Origin of the sequence: Allostigmatella hybrida (genome assembly GCF_020103775.1) — a bacterium.
GTDB lineage: Bacteria > Myxococcota > Myxococcia > Myxococcales > Myxococcaceae > Hyalangium > Hyalangium aurantiaca.
The window spans coordinates 158,617-181,981 of the sequence record NZ_JAHXBH010000008.1 but is presented as its reverse complement, the minus strand read 5'-3'; the positions used below and the strand labels follow the sequence as shown (position 1 = coordinate 181,981).

General features: G+C 69.5%; 20 protein-coding genes. 14 read left to right on the top strand and 6 right to left on the bottom strand.

The window, feature by feature from the left end; all coding sequences use genetic code 11:
- Positions 1-55 precede the first annotated feature (55 nt).
- The 4 genes from KY661_RS16480 to KY661_RS16465 all read left to right on the top strand — a co-directional run bounded on the left by KY661_RS16480 (position 56) and on the right by KY661_RS16465 (position 3,468).
- Positions 56-904 carry a GNAT family N-acetyltransferase gene (locus KY661_RS16480; RefSeq protein WP_225411154.1) on the top strand — a complete coding sequence of 283 codons (849 nt, stop codon included), beginning with the start codon at positions 56-58 and terminating at the stop codon, positions 902-904.
- Positions 891-1,814: a DMT family transporter gene (locus KY661_RS16475; RefSeq protein ID WP_317987266.1), complete on the top strand. Its 924-nt coding sequence runs from the start codon at positions 891-893 to the stop codon at positions 1,812-1,814. The genes KY661_RS16480 and KY661_RS16475 overlap by 14 nt, the downstream gene beginning before the upstream one ends.
- Positions 1,815-1,901: 87 nt before the next feature.
- Positions 1,902-2,876, top strand: a complete 975-nt coding sequence (locus tag KY661_RS16470) for an MBL fold metallo-hydrolase (RefSeq protein ID WP_225411096.1) — start codon at positions 1,902-1,904, stop codon at positions 2,874-2,876.
- Positions 2,877-2,895: 19 nt separating this feature from the next.
- Positions 2,896-3,468 carry an MOSC domain-containing protein gene (locus KY661_RS16465; RefSeq protein WP_225411095.1) on the top strand — a complete coding sequence of 191 codons (573 nt, stop codon included), beginning with the start codon at positions 2,896-2,898 and terminating at the stop codon, positions 3,466-3,468.
- 40 nt (positions 3,469-3,508) lie between these two features.
- Here KY661_RS16465 and KY661_RS16460 read toward each other — a convergent pair whose 3' ends face one another.
- Entirely contained in the window at positions 3,509-4,969 is a 1,461-nt protein-coding gene (locus KY661_RS16460; RefSeq protein ID WP_225411094.1) for a pentapeptide repeat-containing protein, read from the bottom strand.
- Between the two features lie 45 nt (positions 4,970-5,014).
- On the opposite strand from KY661_RS16460, the gene KY661_RS16455 reads away from it, so the two are divergent.
- The 4 genes from KY661_RS16455 (at position 5,015) to KY661_RS16440 (ending at position 11,414) form a co-directional block, all read left to right on the top strand.
- Positions 5,015-5,980: an RluA family pseudouridine synthase gene (locus tag KY661_RS16455; RefSeq protein ID WP_225411093.1), complete on the top strand. Its 966-nt coding sequence runs from the start codon at positions 5,015-5,017 to the stop codon at positions 5,978-5,980.
- Positions 5,977-8,613, top strand: a complete 2,637-nt coding sequence (locus tag KY661_RS16450) for a penicillin-binding protein 1A (protein ID WP_225411092.1) — start codon at positions 5,977-5,979, stop codon at positions 8,611-8,613. The genes KY661_RS16455 and KY661_RS16450 overlap by 4 nt, the downstream gene beginning before the upstream one ends.
- 150 nt (positions 8,614-8,763) lie before the next feature.
- The gene (locus KY661_RS16445; RefSeq protein WP_225411091.1) at positions 8,764-10,155 is read left to right on the top strand and encodes a glycoside hydrolase family 16 protein; all 1,392 of its coding nucleotides are present in this window, start codon (positions 8,764-8,766) and stop codon (positions 10,153-10,155) included.
- Positions 10,156-10,202: 47 nt separating this feature from the next.
- Positions 10,203-11,414: an MFS transporter gene (locus tag KY661_RS16440; RefSeq protein WP_225411090.1), complete on the top strand. Its 1,212-nt coding sequence runs from the start codon at positions 10,203-10,205 to the stop codon at positions 11,412-11,414.
- Between the two features lie 19 nt (positions 11,415-11,433).
- Here the strand turns inward: KY661_RS16440 and KY661_RS16435 are convergent, their stop codons facing one another.
- Positions 11,434-12,195: an SDR family NAD(P)-dependent oxidoreductase gene (locus KY661_RS16435; RefSeq protein ID WP_225411089.1), complete on the bottom strand. Its 762-nt coding sequence runs from the start codon at positions 12,193-12,195 to the stop codon at positions 11,434-11,436.
- 57 nt (positions 12,196-12,252) lie between these two features.
- A complete protein-coding gene (locus KY661_RS16430) occupies positions 12,253-14,067 on the bottom strand; it encodes a sensor histidine kinase (RefSeq protein ID WP_225411088.1) in 1,815 nt (604 codons plus the stop codon).
- Positions 14,068-14,337: 270 nt separating this feature from the next.
- Between KY661_RS16430 and KY661_RS16425 the strand changes: the two genes are divergently transcribed.
- Complete coding sequence (locus tag KY661_RS16425; protein ID WP_225411087.1) at positions 14,338-14,745, top strand: response regulator; 408 nt, start codon at positions 14,338-14,340, stop codon at positions 14,743-14,745.
- A 4-nt stretch (positions 14,746-14,749) separates the two neighbouring features.
- Here the strand turns inward: KY661_RS16425 and KY661_RS16420 are convergent, their stop codons facing one another.
- Positions 14,750-15,778 carry a histone deacetylase family protein gene (locus KY661_RS16420; RefSeq protein WP_225411086.1) on the bottom strand — a complete coding sequence of 343 codons (1,029 nt, stop codon included), beginning with the start codon at positions 15,776-15,778 and terminating at the stop codon, positions 14,750-14,752.
- Positions 15,779-15,925: 147 nt separating this feature from the next.
- On the opposite strand from KY661_RS16420, the gene KY661_RS16415 reads away from it, so the two are divergent.
- From KY661_RS16415 to KY661_RS16400, 4 genes are all read left to right on the top strand, one after another.
- Positions 15,926-17,977 carry a methyl-accepting chemotaxis protein gene (locus KY661_RS16415; RefSeq protein WP_083423256.1) on the top strand — a complete coding sequence of 684 codons (2,052 nt, stop codon included), beginning with the start codon at positions 15,926-15,928 and terminating at the stop codon, positions 17,975-17,977.
- Between the two features lie 165 nt (positions 17,978-18,142).
- A complete protein-coding gene (locus KY661_RS16410; protein WP_225411085.1) occupies positions 18,143-18,610 on the top strand; it encodes a Sec-independent protein translocase subunit TatA/TatB in 468 nt (155 codons plus the stop codon).
- A 35-nt stretch (positions 18,611-18,645) separates the two neighbouring features.
- The gene (gene tatC, locus KY661_RS16405) at positions 18,646-19,851 is read left to right on the top strand and encodes a twin-arginine translocase subunit TatC (protein ID WP_225411152.1); all 1,206 of its coding nucleotides are present in this window, start codon (positions 18,646-18,648) and stop codon (positions 19,849-19,851) included.
- Positions 19,848-20,960 (top strand): potassium channel family protein, encoded by a 1,113-nt coding sequence (locus tag KY661_RS16400; RefSeq protein ID WP_225411084.1) that lies wholly within the window; start codon positions 19,848-19,850, stop codon positions 20,958-20,960. Before tatC ends, KY661_RS16400 begins: the two co-directional genes overlap by 4 nt.
- A 144-nt stretch (positions 20,961-21,104) precedes the next feature.
- Here KY661_RS16400 and KY661_RS16395 read toward each other — a convergent pair whose 3' ends face one another.
- On the bottom strand, positions 21,105-22,172 hold the full coding sequence (locus KY661_RS16395) for a hypothetical protein (RefSeq protein WP_225411083.1): 1,068 nt from the start codon (positions 22,170-22,172) through the stop codon (positions 21,105-21,107).
- A gap of 67 nt (positions 22,173-22,239) precedes the next feature.
- Here KY661_RS16395 and KY661_RS37730 point away from each other — a divergent pair, with 67 nt between their 5' ends.
- Entirely contained in the window at positions 22,240-22,500 is a 261-nt protein-coding gene (locus tag KY661_RS37730; RefSeq protein WP_398577201.1) for an Imm52 family immunity protein, read from the top strand.
- 18 nt (positions 22,501-22,518) lie between these two features.
- On the opposite strand, the gene KY661_RS16390 is transcribed toward KY661_RS37730, so the two are convergent.
- The gene (locus tag KY661_RS16390; protein WP_225411082.1) at positions 22,519-23,361 is read right to left on the bottom strand and encodes an aldose epimerase family protein; all 843 of its coding nucleotides are present in this window, start codon (positions 23,359-23,361) and stop codon (positions 22,519-22,521) included.
- Between the last annotated feature and the right edge of the window lie 4 nt (positions 23,362-23,365).

Genomic DNA, 23,365 nt, shown 5'->3' with positions numbered 1-23,365 from the left:
GCGCGGGGCGGGCCGGAGCCTGTACCCGCTGCTGCGCAGTGGAGACTCGGTGCAGGTGCTGCGCTGCGGGCCGGAGGCGCTGTCCCGGGGCGATGTGGCGCTCGTGAGGGTGGGCCGCCGGCTCATCGCGCACGTGGTGGTCTCCACCGGGCCGCTGGTGACCGCGTCGCTCTTGGGCAAGGGGGACCCGGCGGGGGTTCCGCTGGGGCGGGTGACGGCGCTGCGCCGGGGGTGGTGGATCCTCCCGCTGCCCCGGCTGACGCGGCCATCGCTCTTTCTGGGCCAGCGGCTGGCGTCCACGCTGTGGTCCCGTCCCCTGGCCCGGGGCGTGGCCCGGCGGCTGCGGGACTTCGCCTTCTCCGGGTGGTCGCGCCCCATGCGGACGCGGTGGCTGGGGCGGCTCGAGGTGCGCCTGCTCCGGGCCGAGGACCTGGATGCGCTCCTGGTCTTCGCCGGTGAGCGGCTGCTGGTGTCCTCGGCCTTCCTGCGCCGGCAGCTCCTGGGCCGGTGGGCGCGGGAAGGGGGCGCGCTGGGGGCCGCGGCGGGCGCCTTCGACGCGGCGGGGCGCATGTGCGGCTTCGCCTTCCTGGACAGCTACCGCGAGGAGGGGCTGGCGCTGGACGGGCTCTGGGTCCGCTCGCTGGTGGTGGCGCCGAGGGCCCGGCGGATGGGGGTGGCCCATCGGCTCCTGGGCTGCTTGCTGGAGGCGGCGCGGAAGCAGGGCGAGCGGCGCATCTACGCGGACGTCGATGAGGACAACATCACCTCCGTGAGGACGTTCCGGCGGAGGGGGTTCCGCTTCGCTTCCCCCGAGCTCATCCGGCGCGTCAATGCCGAGTGGGATGCCTCGGGGGGCAGCAAGCCCCTGGTGGCGCTGGAGCGCATCGTGGATGGCCATGAGTGAGGGCGCGTCCACGCCGGAACGGCGCGCGCAGCTCCAGGCGGACGGGGCGCTGGTGCTGCTCACCGTGCTCTGGGGCGCCTCCTTCCTGGTGGTGAAGGATGCGCTGGCCTACGCGGACCCGTTCTCGTTCCTCGTGCTGCGGTTCGGGGTAGGGGCCCTGGTGCTGAGCGCCGTGGTGGGACGGCGGATGCTTTCCCGGGAGAACCTGAAGCGCGGGGCCCTGCTGTCCCTGGTCCTCTTCAGCGGCTACCTGTTCCAGACGCTAGGGCTGGCGCACACCTCCCCGGCGCGCTCGGCCTTCATCACCGGGCTGTGCGTCCTCTTCGTCCCGCTGTTCTCGCTGGTGCTCTTTCGTCAGGTTCCGCGCCTCCCCACGCTGGTGGGGGTGGTGCTCTCGGCCGTGGGGCTCTACTTCTTCACCCGCGCGGACACGGCCGCCTCCGAGGCCCTCTCCCCGGGAGATCTGCTCACGCTGCTCGGCGCGGTGGGCTACGCCCTCCACATCACCCTGACCGCGAGGGTCGCGCGGAAGGAGGGGGCGGGCGCGCTCGTCGCCGTGCAGCTCTGGGGGGTGGCGCTGCTGTCGGCGGCGTGCCTGCCCTTCGTGGAATTCCGGGTGGTGGTGTCCGGGGCCCTCATCGGCGCGGTGCTCTTCTGCGGCATCGTCACCAGCGCCCTGGCGATCAGCGTTCAGACGTGGGCCCAGGCGCGCACCAGCGCCGTGCGCGCGGCGCTCATCTACGCGCTGGAGCCGGTGTTCGCCTCGCTCTTCTCGGTGTCGCTGGGGTACGAGACGCTGGGCCCCCGGGAGTGGGTGGGCGGCGGCCTCATCGTGCTGGGCGTGGTGGTGGCGGAGGTGGGCGCTGCCGTGTGGGACCGCTGGCGCGGCCGGGCCCTGGCTAGGGCCTGACGTTTCGTAGGCAGGGCGGACGGGCGGGCGAGCGCGGGGAGAGAAGGGCCCCAACGGCCCCCGGGCGCGCTATATCCAGGCACCCCCATGAGCGTCGAGCTGCGGAACACCGGCCTTCACTTGACGGGTACCCCGCTGGCGCTGGATGCGATGCGCAAGACGCCGCTGTCCTTCGTCAGCCATGGGCACTCGGACCACATCGCGCGCCACGAGCGGACCATCGCCACGGCCGCCACGCTGCGCTTCATGACCCACCGGCTGGGCCGGGTGAAGGACCCCGTGCCGGTCTCCTACAACCAGCCGTTCGAGCTGGGCCCGCTGTCGCTGGAGCTGCTCTCCGCGGGCCACATCCTGGGCAGCGCCCAGCTCCGGGTGGTGCGGGGAGACGGGCGGCGCATCGTTTATACGGGGGACCTGAACGTCACGCCCTCGCTCACCGCGGAGCCGGTGCAGGTGGCCGAGTGCGACACGCTCGTCATCGAGGCCACGTTCGGCCACCCACGCTACCGCTTCCCGCCGAAGAACGAGGTGCTGGGCGCGGTGGAGACGTGGGTGCGCCAGCAGCTGGAGCGGGGCGTGGTGCCCGTGCTGCTGGGCTATCCGCTGGGCAAGAGCCAGGAGGCGATGAAGTACCTGTCCGGGCAGGGCTTCCCGCTGGTGGCGCACACCTCCATTTATGAGGTGACGCGGCTCTACGGCGAGCTGGGCGTGGCCATCGAGCCCGTGCGGTGCTTCGAGGGGACGGTGAATCCGGGCGAGGTGCTCTTCTTCCCGCCCCACCAGGCCCGCTCCGGGGCCCTGGCGCCCCTGTGGCCGCGCGCCACGGCGGTGCTCACCGGCTGGGCGTTGGACCCGGGCGCCGCGTACCGCTATGGCGCGCAGGTGGCCTTTCCCCTGTCGGACCACGCGGATTGCCCCTCGCTGGTGAACTACGTGAAGGCCACCGGGGCCCGGGAAGTCATCACCCACCACGGCTTCGCGGAGGAGCTGGCCCGGCTGCTGCGGGAGGACGGCATCGACGCGCGCACGCTGGGCAAGCCCCAGCAGCTCGCGCTCTTCTGAGCCCTCGTCCGAGCCTTTCATGCCCACGCCCCTCACTGGCCACATGGTCCGCGTCCTCGTGGGAGCCGAGCCGAAGCGCGTCCTCACGCGCGAGGTGCCCGAGGTGCGGGTTTCCCTGGAGGGCGTGGGGGGGGACCGCCACGCGGGGCTGACGCGGAAGGCGGACGTGCGCACGCCCTGGTTTCCCCGGGGCGCGCTCGTGCGCAACTCGCGCCAGGTGTCGCTCGTGTCCACGGAGGAGCTGGCGCTCATCGCCTCCGCGCTGGAGGTGCCCCAGGTGCAGGCCTCCTGGCTGGGGGCGAACCTGGAGCTGTCGGGGGTGCCCCGGCTGACGCGGCTTCCCCCAGGCTCGCGCCTGTTCTTCCCGGAGGATGCGGTGCTGATGATGGAGGGGGAGAACACCCCGTGCCGCAAGGCGGGCCGGGCGCTGGAGCCCTTCTACCCGGAGCGGCAGGCCCTGGCCTCCCGCTTCGTGAAGGCCGCGCACCAGCGGCGCGGGCTGGTGGGGTGGGTGGAGCGCCCCGGCGTCATCCGGCCGGGAGACGCCGTGCGGGTCCTGCTGCCCCCTCCGGTGACGTACTCCCTGCCGTAAACCCCCCCCGCTGTCACCCGCGGGGAGGGGCGGGCCCGCCTCAGTCGATGCGGGACTGGACGATGAGCTTTTCCTTGCCGCACACATCGCAGCGCAGGTGCACGAACAGGTCGTCGTCGCTGTCCTCGGGCACCTGGCCCTCGGGCACGCCGAGCTCCGTCTTGGCCAGCGCGGGCACCTTGACGGGGATGTCCTGGGCCCGGAGCGCCTGCACGTACGTCATCTCCCGGTCGTGGCACTCGCGCGTCTCGGGGCCGGTGAGCCACTGCGGCTCCATGCCCTCGGGCAGCCGGCTCAGCAGCTCCAGGTTGGACACCGACTCGGCCAGGTACGCCAGGCGCCGCAGCCGGGCCTCGTCCGGCAGGGCGGCGAACACCTGGAAGCCCTCGAAGAGCGCGTTGCGGTCCTCGCCCGTGGCGAGCTGCGCCAGCTCCAGCGCCGCGTCGGCCGACTCCAGCGCCTCGTCCCAGTTGTTCTCCGGGGTGAAGCCCGCCTCCATCAGCGCGGTGTAGAGCTGCGTGGCCGCCAGGCGCCGCCGGACCTCCTGCACGTGCTCCACCACCTCGTGCGTCAGCCGCAGCTCCAGCAGGGCGCCGGCCACCCGCGGGTCGATGGAGCCCGTCAGGTCGTCCACCTCCACCTCGGCGCGCAGCGCATCCTTGAGCACCTTGGCCGCGGAGAAGCGCGAGAGCGGCAGCACGCCCACCTCGCGCAGGTACATGGCCGCCACGGCCGAGTCCTTGCCGCCCAGCCGCAGCGCCTTCTGCGCCCGCTCCACCGCGCCCGGGTCCGCCGAGGGCTTCTTGTTCTCCAGCCGCGTCTTCACCGCCTCGCGGTACATGCCCTCCAGCGACGAGCCCGGGGGCAGGCGCTGGGGCAGCAGCGGGCGCAGGCCCGGCACGTCCAGCACCCACGGGGGCGGCGCCGGCAGCCGCTTCAAGGCCCGGAAGAGCAGAGAACCCGGAGGATCCTGGGGCTTGAAGGGGGGCAGCTCCTCCGCGGCGGGGCCGGCCACGGCGGCCGCGGCGGCCCCCAGAGCCTTCTCCCGCTGCTCGCGCGTGAAGGCGGTGATGCCCTGGGCGGGGGGCGGGGGCGGGGGCGGGGCCTCCTCGCCGTCCAGACCCTGCACCCGGTCCATGTCCACCTCGTCCATCTCCAGGTCGTCCAGCCCCCGGGCGCCGGTGAAGTCACAGCGCAGCAGCTTCAGCCGCTCGAAGGTGGCCCCCTCGAGGTTGGCGCCGCGGAAGTCACAGTCCTGGAGCCGGCCGCCGTGGAAGTAGGCGTTGGACAGGTCCGCGTCGCGGAAGTTCATCTTGGAGAGGTCGCAGCGCTCCCACTCGGAGCCCACGAGCTCTAGGCCCGACAGGTCCGCGTTGGCGGAGAACAGCTGCGTGAAGGTGGCGCCCGTGTGGTCGGTAGAGACCTGACCGGACTTACGGAGTTTGTTCCACTCCGCTGAACCACTTTGGAGGAGCTTCTCGATACTGGGAGCCTTCGGCATGGACCGGTCATTATTCGTGTGCTCTGGTCCAGCCGCCAAGAACAAATGATCGAGTACCGAATCGAAGAAGACAGTGTGGGGATGCGGCTGGACAAGTACCTCCGCAAACGCCTGGCCAACATGCCCACCAGTCATCTGTTCAAGATGATCCGGGTCAAGAAGGTCCGGGTGAACGGAAAGCGGGCCCAGCCCGAGCAGCTCCTGGCCTCCGGGGACGTGATTGCCATCCGGGGGGACGAGAAGCAGCTGCTCGGCCAGGACAAGGGCGCCGAGCGCCTGCCACCCCCCCCGCCCCCCGTGGACCCGTCCGAGCTGGTCATCCTCCTGGAGGACGACTGGATGATGGCCGTGGACAAGCCCAGCGGCATGGCGGTGCACACCGGCAGCGGAATTACGGGGGGCACCCTGGTAGACTATGTGCGCGCCTACCTGGGCCCCAAGGCGGTGCGCAATGACTTCACCGCCTCACCCGCGCACCGGCTGGACCGGGAGACCTCCGGCGTCATCCTGGTCGCCAAGCGGCGCCCGGCGATGGTCCACTTCACCGAGGTGTTCACGGAAGGCCTGGCCCGGAAGCGCTACCTCACCCTGGTGAAGGGCAAGATGCCCAAGGACTCCGGGGTGATTGAGCTGCCCCTCTCGGAGCACCAGCAGACGGCCGAGTCCAAGGCGCGCCGGGGGGTGAACATGCAGGAGGCGCTCACCCGGTGGAAGGTCATCCGCCAGTCGAGCGAGGTGGCGCTCCTCTCCTGCTCCATCGAGACCGGGCGCACCCATCAGATAAGAAGACACTTGGCCGCGGTGGGCCACCCCGTGGCCGGTGACCGCAAATATGGTGACTTTGCCTTCAACCGGGATGTGCGGGCCCGGTGGGGGCTGAAACGTCTGTTCCTGCACGCTGAGCGCATCGAATTTCCGCACCCCCAGCATGGCGGGAAGGTGACGGTGGAGGCGAAGGTGCCTCCGGAGCTGAAGGACATCCTCAAACGCGCTGCGCTAGAACCTTCATGAGCACTCCCAACTCGAACATCGACCGCAGCCGCTCCCAACTGGTTCTCGACGGGGTGAAGAAGGGCCGCTGGTGGCACTTCCCCCTCAAGCTCGCCGGATGGCTCTTCCTGACGGGGGCCACCGCGGGCGTGGTGGGCCTGGTGGGGCTGTACTACATCTACACCCCCGGGCTGCCCGCCATCCCGCGCGTGGAGCAGTACTGGCCGCCCATCGTCACCGAAGTCTATACGGACGACGCGGTGCTGGCCGGCGAGTTCTACAACCAGCGGCGCAAGGTGGTGCCCTACGAGCGCATCCCCAAGCGGCTGGTGCAGGCGTTCATCGCCAGCGAGGACTCCAGCTTCTTCGACCACATGGGCGTGGACGTGCTGGGCACCGCGCGCGCGGGCTTCAAAACCATCACCTCCAAGCTGGGGCTGCGCAGTGGCGGCGTGCAGGGTGGCTCCACGCTGACGCAGCAGACGGCGAAGGCGGTGCTCATCGGCGCCGAGGGCTACAAGGACGCCACCGCCAAGACGCTCAAGCGCAAGATTCGCGAGGCGCTGCTCGCCCGGCGCCTGGAGGCGGCGCTGACGAAGGAGGAAATTCTCTACCTCTACCTGAACAACGTCTTTCTCGGGCACCACAGCTACGGGGTGCAGAGCGCCGCGGAGAACTACTACCGCAAGGACGTGCGGGACCTGACGCTGGGGGAGATGACGCTCATCGCGGGCTTGCCGCAGGCCCCCAGCCGCTACTCGCCCTTCCTCAAGCCCGAGGCGGCCAAGAACCGCCGCTCCTACGTGCTGCGCCGCATGCTGGACGAGGGGATGATTACCCAGGCGGAGCACGACGAGGCCAAGGCGGAGCCCGTGAAGGTGTACCCCGTGGAGGACGTGTTCCACGAGTTCGCCCCGTACTTCGTGGAGCAGGCGCGCCGCGACATCGTCGAGCGCTACGGCAACCCGGTGCTCCTGGAGCAGGGGCTGAAGGTCTTCGCCACCATGGACAGCGAGCGCCAGCGCGCCGCCCAGGAGGCGGTGCTTGAGGGGCTGCTGTCGCTGGACAAGCGCCAGGGCTGGCGCGGTCCGCTGGGCAACCTGCCCCCCGGCAAGGAGCGCGACACGTTCATCGCGCGCGGCAAGAAGGCCATGGGCAACGAGGAACTGGTGCTCAACCGGCTCTACGTGGCGCTGGTGACGCGGCTGGACGACGACGGCAAGGGCGCTGACATCCAGGTGGGGCCGCACCAGGCGCGGCTGCCGCTCTTGGGCATGCGCTGGGCGCGCAAGGTGAACCCCGAGTCGTACTACGCGCCGGGCGGCATGATTTCCCACGTGAAGCGGGCCGTCGCCGAGGGCGACTTGGTGGTCGTCCGCCACGTGACGAAGAAGGACCTTACGGACGACAAGGAGCAGTGGGACAAGAAGCTCGCCGAGGCCATCCCCGATGACACGGTGAAGCCCGCCGAGGGCGCGGACCCCGCGGCGCCGCCCGTGCGGATCCCCAACGGGCCGAAGCTCTTCCGGCTGGAGCAGCAGCCCGAGCCCCAGAGCGCGCTCGTCTCCATCGACCCCCACCGCCAGTACCTCACGGCCATGGTGGGCGGCTACGACTTCGACGACAACGAGTTCAACCGCGCCTTCCAGGCGTGCCGCCAGCCGGGCAGCTCCTTCAAGCCGCTGGTGTACGCGGCGGCCATCGAGAAGCTCAACTGGACCGAGGCCACCATCATCGTGGACTCGCCCATCGTGGAGCATGACCCGGACAACAAGGTGTCCTGGAAGCCGGAGAACTTCTCCGAGGAGTTCCAGGGCGACGTGGTGCTGCGCACCGCGCTCGTCAACTCCATGAACATCCCCGCGGTGAAGACCTTCGGCGCGGTGGGCACCAAGAACATGTCCGACTGGTCCCGGCTGCTCGGGCTCTCCACGCCCATGAACATGGACTTCTCGGCGGCGCTCGGCTCCTCGTGCGTCTACCCGTATGACTTGGCGCAGGTGTACGCGACCTTCAACCGCTACGGCCGCAAGAAGCCCACGTACTTCATCCGCAAGATTGAAGACCGGTTCGGGCGCACGCTGGAGGACCACACCGCGTTCGATGACCCCTGGGCGCCGCTCCAGGACCGGGTGGCGGCCGGCTACGCGCGCCTCTTCGAGCCCGGCGAGCAGGTGATGTCGCCGGAGACGGGCTTCATCATCACCCACCTGATGCGCGGCGTGGTGCAGGAGGGCACGGGCGGCCCCGCCTCGCGCCTGGGCAAGCCGGCCGCGGGCAAGACGGGCACCACCAACGACTCGTTCGATGCGTGGTTCTCCGCCTTCACGCGGGATTTGGTGACGGTGGCGTGGGTGGGCTACGACCTGAACCCGCACCCGCTCAACCGCTACGAGACGGGCGGCCGCGCGGCGCTGCCCATCTGGCTGGACTACATGAAGAAGGCGCTCGCGGGCCGGCCCCAGCCGGAGTTCTACCCGTGGCCCTCCATGGAGCTGGTGCGGCTGCCCATCGACGAGAAGACGGGCAAGATCGCCTCCAACAGCTCCAAGAACACAGAACTCATGTTCTTCAAGAAGGGCACCCAGCCCAAGGAAGCCACCCCCGAGAAGGGCCAGGTCAACGTCAACGACTTCCTGATGGGCCAGCAGTGAGCCTTTGGCTCACCGCGTCAGTCTCTTGCATGACAAGAACTTCGCTGGATTAACAGTTCTGTTCACTGTGGCCGTGTTTTCCTGTATTGGGGGGCCTCCGGGATTGAGGTGTCTCAGCCCCGGAATCCCCCCTTCTTTTCAGGCACGGACATGTCCCGAAAGACCTTTTCCTCGAAGTTCCTGGCGGCCTGCTGTGTGACGGCCCTCACCGGATGCGCGCCGGACGCGCCCGAGCCCGACGTGAGCAGCCCGGCCCCCGAGGCCGTGGGGCAGACGCAGGGCGAGCTCGACTACAGCCCTGGCTCGGGTTGGAGCCTGGCGTGGTCGGATGAGTTCGAAGGCTCCAGCCTGAACGGGAACAACTGGACCACGCTCAACAGCGACTTCGATCCTGTTACTGGCAACTGCAACTTCGGCACGGGCGAAATCGAATACCCCCGCAGCCAGAACATCTCGGTGAGCGGCGGCAAGCTCATCCTCAAGGCCGAGCGCACGGCGCCCACGAGCGTGTCCGACACCCGCTGTGGCAGCCACCAGCGCACGCTCTTCTCGGGCCGTCTGCACACCAAGGGCAAGGTGGAGCGGCGCTACGGGAAGATTGTCGCGAGCATCAAGATTCCCTCCGGCTACGGCATGTGGCCGGCGTTCTGGACGCTGGGCGCCAACGTGCAGCAGGTGGGCTGGCCCTCCAGCGGTGAAATCGACATCCTCGAGTGGCACTCGAACGAGCCCAACTGGATGAAGTCCGCCGTGCACTGGTACGGCGGCACCGCGCCGAACGGCGGCGATGCCCACTGGGGCACCGGCCAGAGCGGCGGCTACAACCTGGCCGACTCCTTCCACCTCTACGAGCTGGAGTGGGATGCCGGCAAGATGGTGTTCCGGCTCGACAACAAGTACGTGGGCACGACGTTCTCGAACGGCACCGAGGCGGAGTTCCAGCAGAACCACTACCTCATCCTGAACCTGGCCATGGGCGGCAACTGGTACGGCTTCCCCGCCGCGGGCAGCATCGCCCTGAACCAGGGCCAGCCGAAGACGATGGAAGTGGAGTGGGTGCGCTGGTACCAGTCGGGCGGCACCACCCCGCCCCCCACGGGCATCTCCGTGGCCAACGGCAGCTTCGAGTCGGGCATGGCGGACTGGACGACGTGGACGCCCAACGGCACCGCGGGCGCCGCCTTCAGCGAGACGCACAACGGCGGGCACTCGGGCGCCTACCACCTGACGCACTGGAGCTCGCAGCCCTTCGAGACCTGGACGTACCAGGTGAAGACGGGCCTGACGAACGGCAACTACAAGGTGCGCGCCTGGGTTCGCAAGGGCGGCAACTTCGCCATCGCCCGGCTCCAGGGCAAGACGAGCGGCTCGGCTGCCCCCGTGTTCACCTCGCTGGGCACCTACGGCGGCTGGACGCTGGTGGAGACGCCCACCATCAACGTCACCTCGGGCTACCTGGAGTTCGGCTTCCACACCCAGGCCACCACGGCCGACGGTGCCAACTTTATCCACATGGATGATGTCGAGATCGTGAAGCTCTAGCCGATTCACGGGTGGAGCGGTCGGGCGGTGCATTAGGTTGCGCCGCCATGACCCCCTCCCGTCCCCGTCCCGCCCTGCTCGCGCTCGCCTATCTCGCGTTCGTGAGCCTGGGGTTGCCGGACGCGGTTTTGGGCCTGGCCTGGCCCTCGTTGCGTGACACCTTCTCCCTGCCCCAGGTGGGCATGGGCGCCATCCTCGCCGCGAGCGCGGTGGCGTATTTCGTCTCGGGCATGCTCGCCGGGCGCTTGATGCAGGCGCTCAACGTCGGCCTGCTGCTGGCGGCGAGCACCGGGCTCGTGGCGCTTGGGCTCGCGGGCTATGCGACCGCGCCGTTCTTCCTCCTCTTCCTGGTGGCCGCCTGCTTCGCGGGCTTTGGCTCGGGGGGAATCGACTCGGCGCTCAACACCTATGCGGCCGAGCACTTCGGTCCCCGCCACATGTCGTGGCTGCACGCGGCCTACAGCATCGGGGCCACGCTGGGGCCCGTGCTCATGACGTGGCTGCTGGCGCGCGGGGCGGGGTGGCGCTCCGGGTATGCGGTCATCGGCGTGGTGCTCGCGACGCTCGCGGTCATCTTCGTCGTGATGCGCAAGCAGTGGGACGGGAGCCCCACGGGCGCGGCGGAAGGGGAGAGCCGCCCAGCCACGGTGCGGCCGGCCGCCTCCGGCTGGGAGGCCCTGCGCCGGCCCCGGGTGCAGCTGCAGAGCCTCATCTTCTTCTTCTACACGGGCGTGGAGGTGACGGCGGGCCAGTGGTCCTACACGGTGCTCAAGGAGGGCCGGGGCCTGAGCACGGCGGAGGCCGGCACGTGGACGAGCTTCTACTGGGGCAGCCTGTTCGTGGGCCGCGTCCTGTCGGGCTTCATCGTGGAGCGGCTGGGGCCGGTGCGCATGCTGCGGCTGAGCACGGGGCTGGCCGTGGTGGGCGCGCTCCTGTTCACGATTCCCGCGGTGCCTCCGCCCGTCGGGTTGGGGCTGCTGGGCCTGGCGCTCGCGCCCATCTTCCCGGCGCTCATGTCGGAGACGCCCCGGCGGGTGGGCAAGGACGTGGCCGCGCACGCGGTGGGCTTCCAGGTGAGCGCGGGCACGCTGGGCGTCGCCGCGCTGCCGAGCGCCGCGGGCTTCGTGGCCGAGAAGTTGGGCGTCGCAGTCGTGGCCTCCCAGCTGCTGGGGTACACGGTGGTGCTCCTGGTGCTCCACGGCCTGCTCACCGTGTCGGCGGACCGGCCGCCCGCGTCCGGAGGCGAGGCCCGGGCGTGAGGGCCGGCCGGGACGCGGTTCAGCGGCGCCGGCTCATCAAGGCATCGAAGAGGGGGTTGGGCAGGGCTTGGAGCAGCTTCATGAAGCGCGTCATCTGCCAGGGGAAGGCGTAGACGGGCTCGCCGCGCAGGATGGCGTTGCCCATGCGCTCCACCGCCTCCTCCGTCTCCATCAGGAAGGGCATGGGGAAGGTGTTCTTCGCGGTGATTTCACTCTTCACCCAGCCGGGGTAGATGCAGGTGACGCGCACGCCCGAGCCGCGCAGGTCCACGCGCAGGCTCTCCATGAAGGAGGAGAGGAAGATCTTCGAGGCGGAGTAGGCCGCGCGGGTGGGGAGGCCCCGGAACGCCGCCAGGCTGGAGATGCCCACCAGGTGGCCCCGGCCGCGCTCCACCATCTGTGGAAGCACCGCGCCCAGCGTCGCCACCGCGCCGGTGACGTTGATGTCGATCATCTGCTTGGTGAACTCCCAGGGAAATTGCTTGCCGGAGGTGGCGCCGCCCACGCCGGCGTTGGCCACCACCAGGTCCAATCCCCCGCAGTCCGCGTCGAGCTGGCGGATGCGCTCGACCGTGGCGTCCGCCTGGGCCACGTCCATCTTCACGGGCTCCAGCGTGGCCCCGGCCGCGCGCGCCTCCTGGGCCAGGGCGTCCAGTTGCTCCTGCCGCCGGGCCGCGGCGAACACGCGCGTGCCCCGCCGGGCAAGCCACAGGGCCAGTCCGCGTCCCAGGCCGCTCGAGGCCCCGGTGACCAAGGCCGTTCCGTAGTGCATCTGCTTCATCTGTCATCCCCTGGCTGCCAGTTGTGGCGGGCACGCTGGGCCAGGGGCCGGTGTACGTCAAGACGTGGGTGAGGCCAGGGGGAGGTCCACCTGGAAGGTGGCGCCTTTGCCCAGCTGGCTGGTGGCGTGGATGGAGCCCCCGAACGCCTCGACGAGGTGGCGCGTGAGGTAGAGCCCCAGCCCCAGGCCCCCGAAGTGCTCCGCGGAGACCGCCCGCTCGAACCGCTCGAAGATGCGCGACAGGTTCTCCGGGGAGATGCCAATGCCCTCATCGCGCACTGTGAAGCGGGCCCCCGCGGGGCCTTGCTCGACCCGGATGTGGACGGGGTGGCCCATGCCGTACTTGAGGGCGTTGCTCAGCAGGCTGCTCACCACCTGCTCCAGCCGCACCCGGTCCCAGTTGCCCACGATGGGACCCACCGTCTGGACGTCCAGGGGCGTGCCCGTGCGCGCCGCCTGGGCCGAGAACCGGCTGATGACGTCTCGCACCAGCGCCGTCAGGTCCAAAAACTCCCGGTCGAGCACCAACACGCCCGCCTCCAGGCGCGAGACATCCAGCAAGCTGTCCACCAACGTGCCCAGCCGCTTGCACTGCCGCTGGAGCGCCGCGACGTGCTCCTGGACCCGGGCGGGGTTCACGGGCGTTCCCCGGCGCTCCAGCTCGCGCCGCAGGCTCTGCAGCCGCAGGTTGAGGGGCGTGAGCGGCGTCTTCAGCTCGTGCGAGGCGACGGCGAGGAACTCGTCCCGCAGCCGCACCGCCTCTTGCGAGGCGCCGTACAGCAGGGCGTTGTCCACGGCCAGGCCCGCGCGGGCCGCCAGCTCCATCGCCAGCCGCAGGTCCGAGCGGCGGTAGGAGCGGTGTGAGCCCGTATAGGCGAAGGTGATGGACCCCAGCGTGCGGCCCCGGGCCTTCAGGGGCGCCACCAGATAGGACTCCAGCTCCAGGCCGCGCAGGCTGAGCAGGTGCTCGGAGTCCCGCGCCGCGCGGGGCAGGCCCGTGTCCGGGATTTCGCTTCGCAGCTCGGGCTCGCCCGTGCGGATGACCCGTCCCGGGCCATAGAGATCCTCCAGGTGCGAGGGCCAGCGGTGCGCCAGCTCCCAGACCCGGGAGATCTGCTCGGAGTGCCGGTGCGCCACGGCGAGCCGGCTGATGGTCCCGTCCTCCTCGAGCATGTCCACCGCGCAGAGATCCGCCACGGCCGGCACCGCGAGCCGGGCGACCTGGTCCAGCGTGGCGCGGTAGTCGAGTGAACCGGCGAGCACGCGGCTGGAGCGGGCCAGGAACCGGGCTCGCCGCTCGGCGCGCCGGGCCTCCCGCAGCAGGCGGGAGTCATCGAGCGAGACGGCGATGCTCCGGGCCAGCTCCTCGGCGACGATGAGGTCCGTGGCATCAAACGGGGGCAGGGTGCCACTGCGGGCCAGCAGCATCAGCCCGAGGACGCGCCGGTGGCCCACGAGCGGCACCACCATCAGAGAGCGGGGATCCAGCCGTTCGAGCTGGGCGAGGTGCTCGGGCAGCACGGGGAGCCGCCGGCGGATCTCCACGGGGTAGTTCACGAGCAACTGCGAGGTGCCGCTGTGAAGCGCATCCACCAGGGGGCTACAGATGCTGTCCTGGTGAAACTGGTGGGGCATGGCGCGGAGCTGGGCTTCGGCCTCGGGGTTCTGGTGGGCCAGGGCCACCCGCTCGAGCTGGCCATTGGGGCGCACCAGCTTCATCAAGCAGAAGCTGGCGAGGCCCGAGGTCGTCAACCGGGCGATCCGCCGCAAAACGGGCTTCAGGCCGCCGCGCTGAACGGAGAGCAGGCGGCCCACTTCCGCCAGCAGCAGCAGGGCATGTTCGGCGTGTTCGCTCCCGGCAAGCCCCGGCATTCCGGCCTCCTGCGCCGCCCGCCGGCCCATCTCATTCTCGGGAAAAGCGCTGGTCATGGGGTGCATGGGTGTCATCTGTCCGAAAGGGAAAGCTGCGTCTCTTTTCTAGATAAGGATGCTTCGCCGGGTGTGCCGTAGCGCCCTTGTCCGCATGGAAAGCAATGCCGGAAGCGCGGGCGCTGCTTGCCCCCTTGCTGGGCGCCCTTCGGGTGGTGGGGTGGCACCTGTCCCCGACCGTCGTCACCGTCAGGGGAGCCAAAGGAGAGACCCATGGAGCATTCGAGCGGCTTGCTTGTCGTCGACGACGATCATGACATCTTGCTCGCGCTCCAAGACGCGCTGGAGATGGAGGGGTATCACGTGGCCGTCGCGCACGATGGCCGCGAGGCGCTGGAGCAGCTCAAGGGAGGGCTGCGGCCGGAGCTCATCCTGTTGGATCTGATGATGCCCGACGTGAGCGGCTGGGCCTTCCGGGCCGAGCAGAACTCCAACGCGGAGCTGGCCTCCATCCCGGTGGTGGTCGTCTCGGGCCAGGGCGTCAGCTCCCGGGACGTGGCGCGGCTGGGCGCCGCGGGCTACCTGCGCAAGCCCGTGGACCTCGATGACCTGCTGCACACGGTGGAGCGGTTCGCCTCGCCGGAGGATCCGCCGGAGCCGGTGAGCATGGCCTCGTGGTGAGCCCTCAGAGGCAGGACCAGTAGGGCCGCAGCGCCGCGCGGCTCCGCGCGATGGCCTGGGCCGCGTCCGCAGAGGTGTCCCCTGCCGGGAAGGAGTCCTGGCGGCCCGTGAGCACCTCGGTGCAGGCATGGACGGACTGGGACAGCCCCTCCAGGGAATAGCCCCCCTCCAGCACCAGGACCAGCTTCCCCCCACACACGCGCTCGGCCAGGGACCGGACCGCGGAGCACATCGCGGCGAAGCCCCGCTCGGTCGCCATCATCCCGCCGATGGGATCGCTCCGGTGCGGATCAAACCCTGCGGACACCAGCACGAGCTGCGGCTGGAACGCGTCCGCGACGGGCAGGAGCAGATCCTCGAAGATGGACCGGTAGTCCGCATCCGTCGCGCCGCCGGGCAGTCCGCAGTTGACGGTGAAGCCCTCGCCCGCGCCCTGTCCCACCTCGTGTGGGGCGCCCGTGCCTGGGTAGTAGGGGTACTGGTGCACGGACTGGTAGAGCACGTCCCGACGGGACTCGAAGGCGGCCTGGGTGCCGTTGCCGTGGTGCACGTCCCAGTCGAGCACCAGTACGCGCTCGGCGCCCAGCTTCCGCCCCGCCTCGGCGGCGATCGCCACGTTGTTGAAGAGGCAGAAGCCCATGGCCTGCCCCGGCTCGGCGTGGTGGCCGGGGGGGCGCACCAGCGCGAACGCGTTGCGTGCCCGGCCCGCCATGACTTCCTCCACCGCGCCCACGGCGGCTCCAACAGCCAGGATGGCCGCGTCGTAGCTGTCCGGGGAGACGAGGGTGTCCGCGTCGATCTGCCCCCGCTGCCCCGCCATCTCCAGCAGGGCGTGGCGCAGCTCGGGGGTGTGCACGGAGGCCAGCTCCGCCGGGGTGGCCGAGCGGGGCGAGCGCACCTGGGTTCCCGCCACCGGCGCCCGGGCGAGCACCGAGAGGATGCTCCGGAGCCGGGCGGGGCTTTCGGGGTGTCCCTGGCCCGGGTCGTGCTGGAGGAAGAGGGGATCCGTGAAGAGGAGGGTCGGAAGCGTCATGGCGGGGAAACTCGGAGCGTCGGCAACCCGGGACCTACTCGCCGCGGAGGGTGGTGCCACGGGTATCCTCGAATCTTACCCTTCCGGGGGGAAGGGGACCTTTCCGTTCCTTGCCCTTTGTCGGATTCCCTCCGTAGATTGCGGCCCTTGGCTCGCCGCTTTCAGAGATTGGGTCTTCGAGGCGTCCTCTTCGGGTACTTCACCCTGGCGCAGGCAGTGCTGTTCCTGGTGCTGGCCTTCGTGGTGCAGGAGCGGGTGGAGGACTTCCTCGACAGGGATCTCTCCAAACACGGGCACCTCAAGGCCCAGCAGCTCGCCCGCCTGGTCTTCAGCCAGAAGCTGGAAATCAAGCCCGGCGAGCACCTGCAGGGGCTCTTCGAGCCGCTCCGGGGTGAGGAGGACGTCCAGTTCGCCGCGCTGCTCGACCGCAAGGGCGACTTCGTGGCCTCCAGCGGCCGGCGCCCCGAGGGCATCGAACTGGCCACCGAGCACCTGCTGCGCAACCGCATGGGCACGGATCCCCAGCTCGCGGGCGGCACCCGGCTCATCGTCGAGCCCCTGGACAACGGGACCGGCTGGGTGGTGATGGCGATGAACCCCGACGCGCTCACCTCCGAGGTGGTCTCGCTGCGGTGGACGGTGCTGGCCATCTTCGGGCTGGGCCTGCTCATCGTCATGCTCTTCTTCCTGCCCATCTCCCGGGTGCTCATCCTCCACCCCCTGGAGGCGATGATGTCCATGGCGCGCCGCCTGGCGGAGTCGGACCTGACGGGGCGCGTGGAGGTGGGCGCGGCGGACGAGCTGGGGAAGCTGGCCGAGGCGCTCAACCGCATCGCCCTGAGCTGGCGCGAGACGCTGGGCCGGGTGCGGGGCGTGTCGGAGAGCCTGGCGGGGGTGATTGAGCAGATCTCGCGCACGGGCACCACGGTGTCCTCGGGCGCCTCCACGGTGCAGTCGCGCGTGGAGGAGACCTCCACCTCCATGGTGGAGATGCTGGCGAGCCTCCGGGGCATCGCGGAGAACGTGGAGGTGCTCTACCAGAGCGCCGAGCAGAGCAGCTCCTCCATCATGGAGATGGCCGCCACCAACGACGAGGTGGCCGAGAACGTGCAGTCCATGACGGCCAGCGTGGAGGAGACCACGAGCGCCATCGAGGAGATGTCCTTCTCCATCCGCGAGGTGGCCACCAACATCTCCGGCCTGTCGGCCTCCACGGAGGAGACCTCCGTGTCCATCAAGCGGATGGACTCCTCCATCGGCCAGGTGGAGACGAACGCCAACGAGACGGCGCGGCTGTCCGAGCAGGTGTCCGAGGACGCGCAGTCGGGCGTGGAGTCGCTGCAGAAGACGCTCAGCGGCATCGACCGCATCAAGGAGACGAGCCGCACCGCCGCGGGCGTCATCGAGAGCCTGGGCCGGCGCATCTCCGAGATTGGCAACATCCTCAACGTCATCGACGACGTGGCCGAGCAGACGAACCTCCTGGCGCTGAATGCGGCCATCATCGCCGCGCAGGCCGGCGAGCACGGCAAGGGCTTCGCGGTGGTGGCCGAGGAGATCAAAGACCTGGCCGAGCGCACGGGCGCGTCCACCAAGGAGATCGCCGAGCTCATCCGCAGCATCCAGGAGGAGAGCCGCAACGCCGTGTCGGTGATGAACCAGGGCGTGAAGAACGTGGAGGAGGGCGTGCTGCTGGGCCGGGATGCCGAAGGGGCCCTGTGGAAGATCAACGACAGCGCCCAGAAGGCCACGCAGATGGTGAAGGCCATTGCCCGCGCCACGGTGGAGCAGGCCCGGGGCAGCCGCCAGGTCACCACGGCCATCCAGCGCATCTCCGAGACGGTGCAGATGATCTCCAAGGCCTCCAACGAGCAGGCCAAGGGCAGCGAGCAGATCATCAAGAGCGCCGAGCGGATGAAGGTCATCACCGCGCACGTGCAGCGCAGCAGCCAGGAGCAGACGCAGGGCAGCAAGCAGATTACGCGCTCCATCGAGAGCATCAACGACATGGTCACCCACCTGAACCGCGCCCAGAAGGAGCAGACCAAGGGCAGCGAGCAGGTGCTCAAGGCGGTGGACACCATCAAGACCGTGTCCGAGCACCAGACGCGCTCGGTGCGTCAGCTGGAGGAGGCCATCGACCACCTCCAGAAGCAGGCCGAGGTGCTGCGGGGCGAGGTCCGGCGCTTCCGGGTCTAAGCCCTCCTGGGCGCCGGGGCCGCCGGGGGCCCCCTCCCGGGGCCGGGGGCCGGCCGCCTGCCGGACAACCACGGTGCCAGGAGGCCGCTATCCGGCATCTGTGGGTTGCACCCGCCGCGCCAGGGCGCGATAACCTGGGTCTGCCTTCCGTGGAGCCGTCCGTTCATGTTCAACATCGGCGCAGGCGAGATGATCTTCATCCTGGTGGCCGCGCTGCTCATCCTTGGGCCGCAGCGGCTGCCGGAGCTGGCACGGGGCATCGGCAAGTTCCTGCGCGAGTTCCGGCGCCAGACGGATGACGTGCGCACCGTGGTGATGCGCGAGTTCTACCAGATGGACCAGGAGTTCCAGCGGGAGCCCGCGCCCCCGCCCGCGGCCCCCCTGCCGCCCGTGGCACCCTCGCTCCCCAGTATGGGGCCCGCGATGGCGGCCCTGCCGTCGCCCGCGGAGGTGCTGGGGCACGAGGGCGTGGCACCGGCGCCCAATGCGGTGGCGGTGGCGGAAGGGGCCGAGGCGGCTCCGGCCGCCGTGGCCGTGAAGACGGATGGAGAGGAGCCGGGGCAGGAGGAGCCGCTGCCGGCCTTTGCCCCCATCCCGGGTACGGTGGCCCGTAACTCGCCGAAGCAGGGCTAGACTTGGCACTTCCTTCCTTCGATCCCGATCTGCGCATGTCCCTGGCGGAGCACCTCACGGAGCTTCGCCAGCGCCTGATGAAGTGCACCCTCGCGGTGCTCGTGCTGGGCACCATCTCGCTGCTGTTCGCCAAGCCCATCTTCGGGATTTTGATGCGGCCGGTGCTGGCGGCGCTGCCCCCGGAGAGCCGGGCGCTCATCTACACCTCGGGCATCGAGGAGCTGAACGTCCTGATGAAGGTGGGCGTGTACTGCGGCATCTTCCTCACCACGCCCGTCATCCTCTGGCAGATCTGGGGCTTCGTCTCGCCTGGTCTCTACCCGGAGGAGCGCCGCTTCGCCTCGCCCTTCGTGTTTCTGGGCTCGATGGCGTTCTTCCTGGGGGCGATGTTCTGCTACTTCGCGGTGCTGCCCTCCATGTTCAAGTTCCTCCTCAACGAGGAGGAGACCGCCGCGCTGGAGTCCCGGCTGGACACGGGACGGCTGAGAACGGAGGACACCCTGCGGTTCCTCCGGGTGGGCGAGGTGGAACGGGCAGGCCAGCTGGCGAAGTCGGCCAGTGAGGCGCTGGAGGCCTCCGGCGAGGGCAAGCCCGGGGCGCCGCGGCCGGTGCCCGCCGAGAGCGTGGAGCTGGCGGCGCGCCTGAACGGGCTCGGCCAGTTGCTGGATGCCGCGGCGGACGGCTTCGGGGCCCCGGGGCGGGCCGTGCTGGGCCAGGCGGTGGAGCAGCGGGTGGTGGCGGTGGAGGCGTTTGGCCGGAAGGACTTCCCGGCGGCCTCCGAGGCGATGGACCGCGCCGCGAGCCTGCTCGCGGGCGGGGCTCCCACGCGCGCCGAGGAGCTGGCGGGGCTGTGGCGGCTGCAGAAGGAGCTGGCGGCGGCGCAGGCGGAGCACGCGGCGCTGAAGTGGACGCGCCCCATGCTCACCATGAACGAGCAGCTCTCGCTGGTGCTGGTGCTCATCCTGGCCTTTGGCGTCATCTTCGAGCTGCCGCTGGTGATGGCGCTGCTGGGGGTGGTGGGCGTGGTGAAGAGCCGGTGGCTGTTCAAGTACCAGCGCCACGCCTTCGTGGTGTGCCTCATCGCGGCGGCCATCCTCACGCCCACGGGGGATGTGGTGAACCTGTCCCTCATGGCCGGCCCGATGCTGCTCTGCTACGAGCTGGGCGTGCTGGCGGTGTGGCTGCTGGAGCGCCGCCGGGCGCGGGCCGAGGCCGCCGCGGGCATCCACCCCTCGCCATGATGGACACGCCTCCTCCACGCTGGCGCGTGGTGGCCAACCTCCGGTACCTGCGCGCGCTCATCAAGCGCTTCCGCATCACCCTGGTGCTGACGGCGGTCTTGTTCCTGGGGGCGCCGCCGCTGTTCCAGTGGCGGTGCCAGGGGCCCAACGGTGAGCCGGTGGGGGCGGGCAAGGCGCTGCATCACGTCTACTTCCTGCTGTTCGGGCAGCCGTCGCTGGACTGCTCGGACGATTGGATGGGCATCCTGCTCAACATGGTGGTGCCTCCGGTGGGCATCGCCCTGGTGGTGGATGGGGTGGTGCGCTTCGCGTACCTGTTCTTCGCCAAGCACAAGAGCGACAAGGAGTGGATCGAAGTGATCGCCGAGACGCTGAAGGGCCACATCATCGTGTGCGGGGCGGGGCGCGTGGGCTTCCGGGTGGTGGATCAGCTGCGCTCCATGGGCAAGGACGTGGTGGTGGTGGAGAAGAAGGAGGATGCCGCCTTCGTCAACGTCCTCCGGGACGAGCAGGTGCCGCTGCTCATCGACGACATCCGCAGCCCCCAGTGCCTGCCTCGCCTGAACGTGAAGGCGGCCTCGGCCATCGTGTGCTCGACGGACGATGACCTGGCCAACCTGAACATCGCCCTGGACGCGCGGCGGCTCAACCCGGACATCCGGGTGGTCATCCGCCTGTTCGATGACGACCTCGTGGCGAAGGTGCGCGACACGTTCAAGGCGGAGGCGCTCTCCAGCTCGTCGCTGGCGGCGCCCGCCATGGCGCTGGCGGCGTTGGATCCGCGCATCGTCCACTCGTTCCGGGTGTGCGGGCACCTGATGGTGGTGTCCATCTTCGAGGCGCGCACGGGGCTGCCGGGCATCACCGTTTCGGAGATCCGCGACCGCTTCGGCACCCTGGCGCTGTCCCTGCGGCGGGGGGACAAGGAAATTCTCCACCCGCAGGGAGACCAGCGGGTCCAGGCCGGAGACCTGCTGACGCTCCAGGCGGAGTACCGGGACTACCGCCAGCTCCGGGCCTTCACGGGAGAGACGCAGCCGCCGCTCTGGGGCCAGCACGACATGGCCTTCCTCCCTCCTTCAGGAGAGCGCCCCACCGGCACGGGGTGAGTGCAAACAAAAGCGGGCGGAGACGAGGCGCGGATGCACGAGCGGGAGCCGAGGTGCGGCGGTGTCAATCGTGGCTGGAAGGAAGCGTGGCATGATGCGCCTCATGCTCCGCCGCCTCGCCTGATGGCTTCTTGACGCTGCCCGCTAGAAGTTAATGAAGGCGTACAGCGCGCGGTGGTTCGACTTCGTACCACTCACCGTGTAGTTGATCGGCGACGGTTGCACGGCCCCTTTGACGAACAGGTAGTCGATCTTGGATGCCCCGTTCGTGGCGGCCGTACCGTAGCCGGTCATGCCCTGATCGCTGAGCGTGGTCGAGGAGATGTTCTTGCGGTTCGCGTCGATGCCCACGATGCGGATCGTCGATGCGTTCATCAAGCGGGTCGCGTCCGCCCCGAGGTGGATACCGGTCCCCTTGATGCCGGTGTCCTTGTCACCCGCGCACGCGTTCGCCGAGTTCTCCTGCGGAAGGTGCATGGTCGCCGCGAACACCGTGGTCCCGGTCGCCTTGATGGTGAAGCGCGCTGCGATGGCGCTGGTGCGCTTCCACTTGTACTGATCCGTGGTGTCGGGATCGCTGTCCGGCGGCTTGTACAGGGTGCATCCATCCCCCCCGTTGTACGGCGTTCCCGGCTTGAGCCACCCGGCACTCCAGTAGGCCGAGACGTCGCCGGCGGCCAGACTCAACCGCCCGGTGTTGTAGATGATTCCGTTGGTCTGCTTCTTCTTCAAGTCGCCCAACGACTGATCACTGCACTTGTGGGTACTTCCCCAGGACTCGGGATCGGACCAGACAACGATCGCCTTGTACGTCCCCGCCGGCAGCCCGAACATGGCGGAGAGCTGGTCGGCGTAGGCCTCTGCCTGCCCGGTACCGCGTATCTGCTGCACGATGAGCAGATCGGGAGCGACCACTCCGGAGGTTCCGGTCTTCCCCGCGTCGTCGACGAGTATCGACTTCAGGTGGTCCGTACCCGAGACGCGGGTACAGGTCCCGTCGGAGTTGTTCATGACCAGGTTTTCGATGTTGTTGTTGTACACCCGCAACACCCGATCCGTCGGCTGTCCCAAGACCCTGGCGTCCGCGGGCCGGAGCGCGGCCAATGTGTTCAGCGTCGGCGCGTCCGTCGGCGCGGTGTCCGCCTCCATCCCGCCGCACGCCATCAGGAGGGAACCAAAAGACAGGCTGGTGATGAACGTCTTCATCTTCATGGGATGAATCCTCTGGGAGGGTGCCAGCGCGGAATGGGTGGCTCAAGTCCATTATAAAACGATTAAAATGTTTTTACAGGTAAACCTGTTCTGGCGATTTTATCGGACTAATCATGATTCGCCGCCATGCGTCATCCCTGTTCCACCGGGCTCCGGGCCCCGGAGCGTAGGAAGGACAGGGGCCCTCTTGGGGGTACGCCTGCCCTGCCCAACCCCTGAGCGGTTCTGTGCCGTCAACGAGGCGCATGTCGCGTTGGCGGACCGTGTTCATGCGCTGCTCAATGACGCGGGCCTCTTGCGTCCGTTGCGGCCTCGGCAAGAGGGCTGATTGTGTCATGAACCTTGCTCAGCCCTCGATGTCGAAGGCGAGCGACAGGCGTTCCTCGGGCAGCACGGTGAGCAGTCCTTCACCGGTGGCCAGCGCCCCCGCGGCGGCCGTCCAGGGCTCCACGCAGACGAAGTCGCGCCCCTGAAGCGTCCACACCACGAGCACCCGGAACTCGGGGCTCCAGGACAGGTGCACGGGCCTTCGTCCCGGGCCCCGGTGCAGCGTGGTGCCCGGGCGGGAGTGGTCCCTCAGGTGCAGGTCCACCTCGGAGGCCGTCAGGTCCAGCCCCGTGATGGGGATCTCCACGCTGTGCTGGTTGTCCCAGGCGTGGGTGGCGTCCGTCTCCACGCGGGACTGTGCCTTGGCGGCCTGGGCCACCTGGAAGTAGGGGTGGAAGCCCAGGTGAAACGGCAGCGGGCGCGTGTCCCGGTTCTCCAGATCGAAGTCGATCGTCAGCCGGGAGCCCTCCAGCGACAGGGCAATCTGCGCATCGAAGCGCCAGGGGTACTGGCGCAGCGTCTCCTCGGAGGAGGAGAGCCCCATGACCAGCAGGGACTTCTCCACCTGCCGCACGGTCCACGACAGCTTCCGGGCGAAGCCGTGCTGCGCCATCGTGTACGCCTGCCGCTCCACGGGGTAGGTATCCCCAGGGAGCCGCCCGGCGGCGGGGAAGAGCACGGGAATGCCGCCGCGCACGTTCTTCGTGGGGTCCACCACGGTGCTCTCGTCCAGGAAGAGCACCTCGTCCCCGTCCACCGTCATCCGGGTGATGAGGGCCCCGCGCGAGGGGATGACCTCCACGCGGCAGCCGCCATCCTCGAGCGCGTACGTCTCCAGTCCACCAAGTCCCTGAAATGGCATCCGG

Excerpts from the sequence above, each read along its gene's own strand:
- KY661_RS16475 (WP_317987266.1), top strand. The coding sequence starts at position 891 with ATGGCCATGAGTGAGGGCGCGTCCACGCCGGAACGGCGCGCGCAGCTC.
- KY661_RS16470 (WP_225411096.1), top strand. The coding sequence starts at position 1,902 with ATGAGCGTCGAGCTGCGGAACACCGGCCTTCACTTGACGGGTACCCCG.
- KY661_RS16465 (WP_225411095.1), top strand. The coding sequence starts at position 2,896 with ATGCCCACGCCCCTCACTGGCCACATGGTCCGCGTCCTCGTGGGAGCC.
- KY661_RS16460 (WP_225411094.1), bottom strand. The coding sequence starts at position 4,969 with ATGCCGAAGGCTCCCAGTATCGAGAAGCTCCTCCAAAGTGGTTCAGCG.
- KY661_RS16455 (WP_225411093.1), top strand. The coding sequence starts at position 5,015 with ATGATCGAGTACCGAATCGAAGAAGACAGTGTGGGGATGCGGCTGGAC.
- KY661_RS16450 (WP_225411092.1), top strand. The coding sequence starts at position 5,977 with ATGAGCACTCCCAACTCGAACATCGACCGCAGCCGCTCCCAACTGGTT.
- KY661_RS16445 (WP_225411091.1), top strand. The coding sequence starts at position 8,764 with ATGTCCCGAAAGACCTTTTCCTCGAAGTTCCTGGCGGCCTGCTGTGTG.
- KY661_RS16440 (WP_225411090.1), top strand. The coding sequence starts at position 10,203 with ATGACCCCCTCCCGTCCCCGTCCCGCCCTGCTCGCGCTCGCCTATCTC.
- KY661_RS16435 (WP_225411089.1), bottom strand. The coding sequence starts at position 12,195 with ATGAAGCAGATGCACTACGGAACGGCCTTGGTCACCGGGGCCTCGAGC.
- KY661_RS16430 (WP_225411088.1), bottom strand. The coding sequence starts at position 14,067 with ATGCCGGGGCTTGCCGGGAGCGAACACGCCGAACATGCCCTGCTGCTG.
- KY661_RS16425 (WP_225411087.1), top strand. The coding sequence starts at position 14,338 with ATGGAGCATTCGAGCGGCTTGCTTGTCGTCGACGACGATCATGACATC.
- KY661_RS16420 (WP_225411086.1), bottom strand. The coding sequence starts at position 15,778 with ATGACGCTTCCGACCCTCCTCTTCACGGATCCCCTCTTCCTCCAGCAC.
- KY661_RS16410 (WP_225411085.1), top strand. The coding sequence starts at position 18,143 with ATGTTCAACATCGGCGCAGGCGAGATGATCTTCATCCTGGTGGCCGCG.
- tatC (WP_225411152.1), top strand. The coding sequence starts at position 18,646 with ATGTCCCTGGCGGAGCACCTCACGGAGCTTCGCCAGCGCCTGATGAAG.
- KY661_RS16400 (WP_225411084.1), top strand. The coding sequence starts at position 19,848 with ATGATGGACACGCCTCCTCCACGCTGGCGCGTGGTGGCCAACCTCCGG.
- KY661_RS16395 (WP_225411083.1), bottom strand. The coding sequence starts at position 22,172 with ATGAAGATGAAGACGTTCATCACCAGCCTGTCTTTTGGTTCCCTCCTG.
- KY661_RS37730 (WP_398577201.1), top strand. The coding sequence starts at position 22,240 with ATGTTTTTACAGGTAAACCTGTTCTGGCGATTTTATCGGACTAATCAT.
- KY661_RS16390 (WP_225411082.1), bottom strand. The coding sequence starts at position 23,361 with ATGCCATTTCAGGGACTTGGTGGACTGGAGACGTACGCGCTCGAGGAT.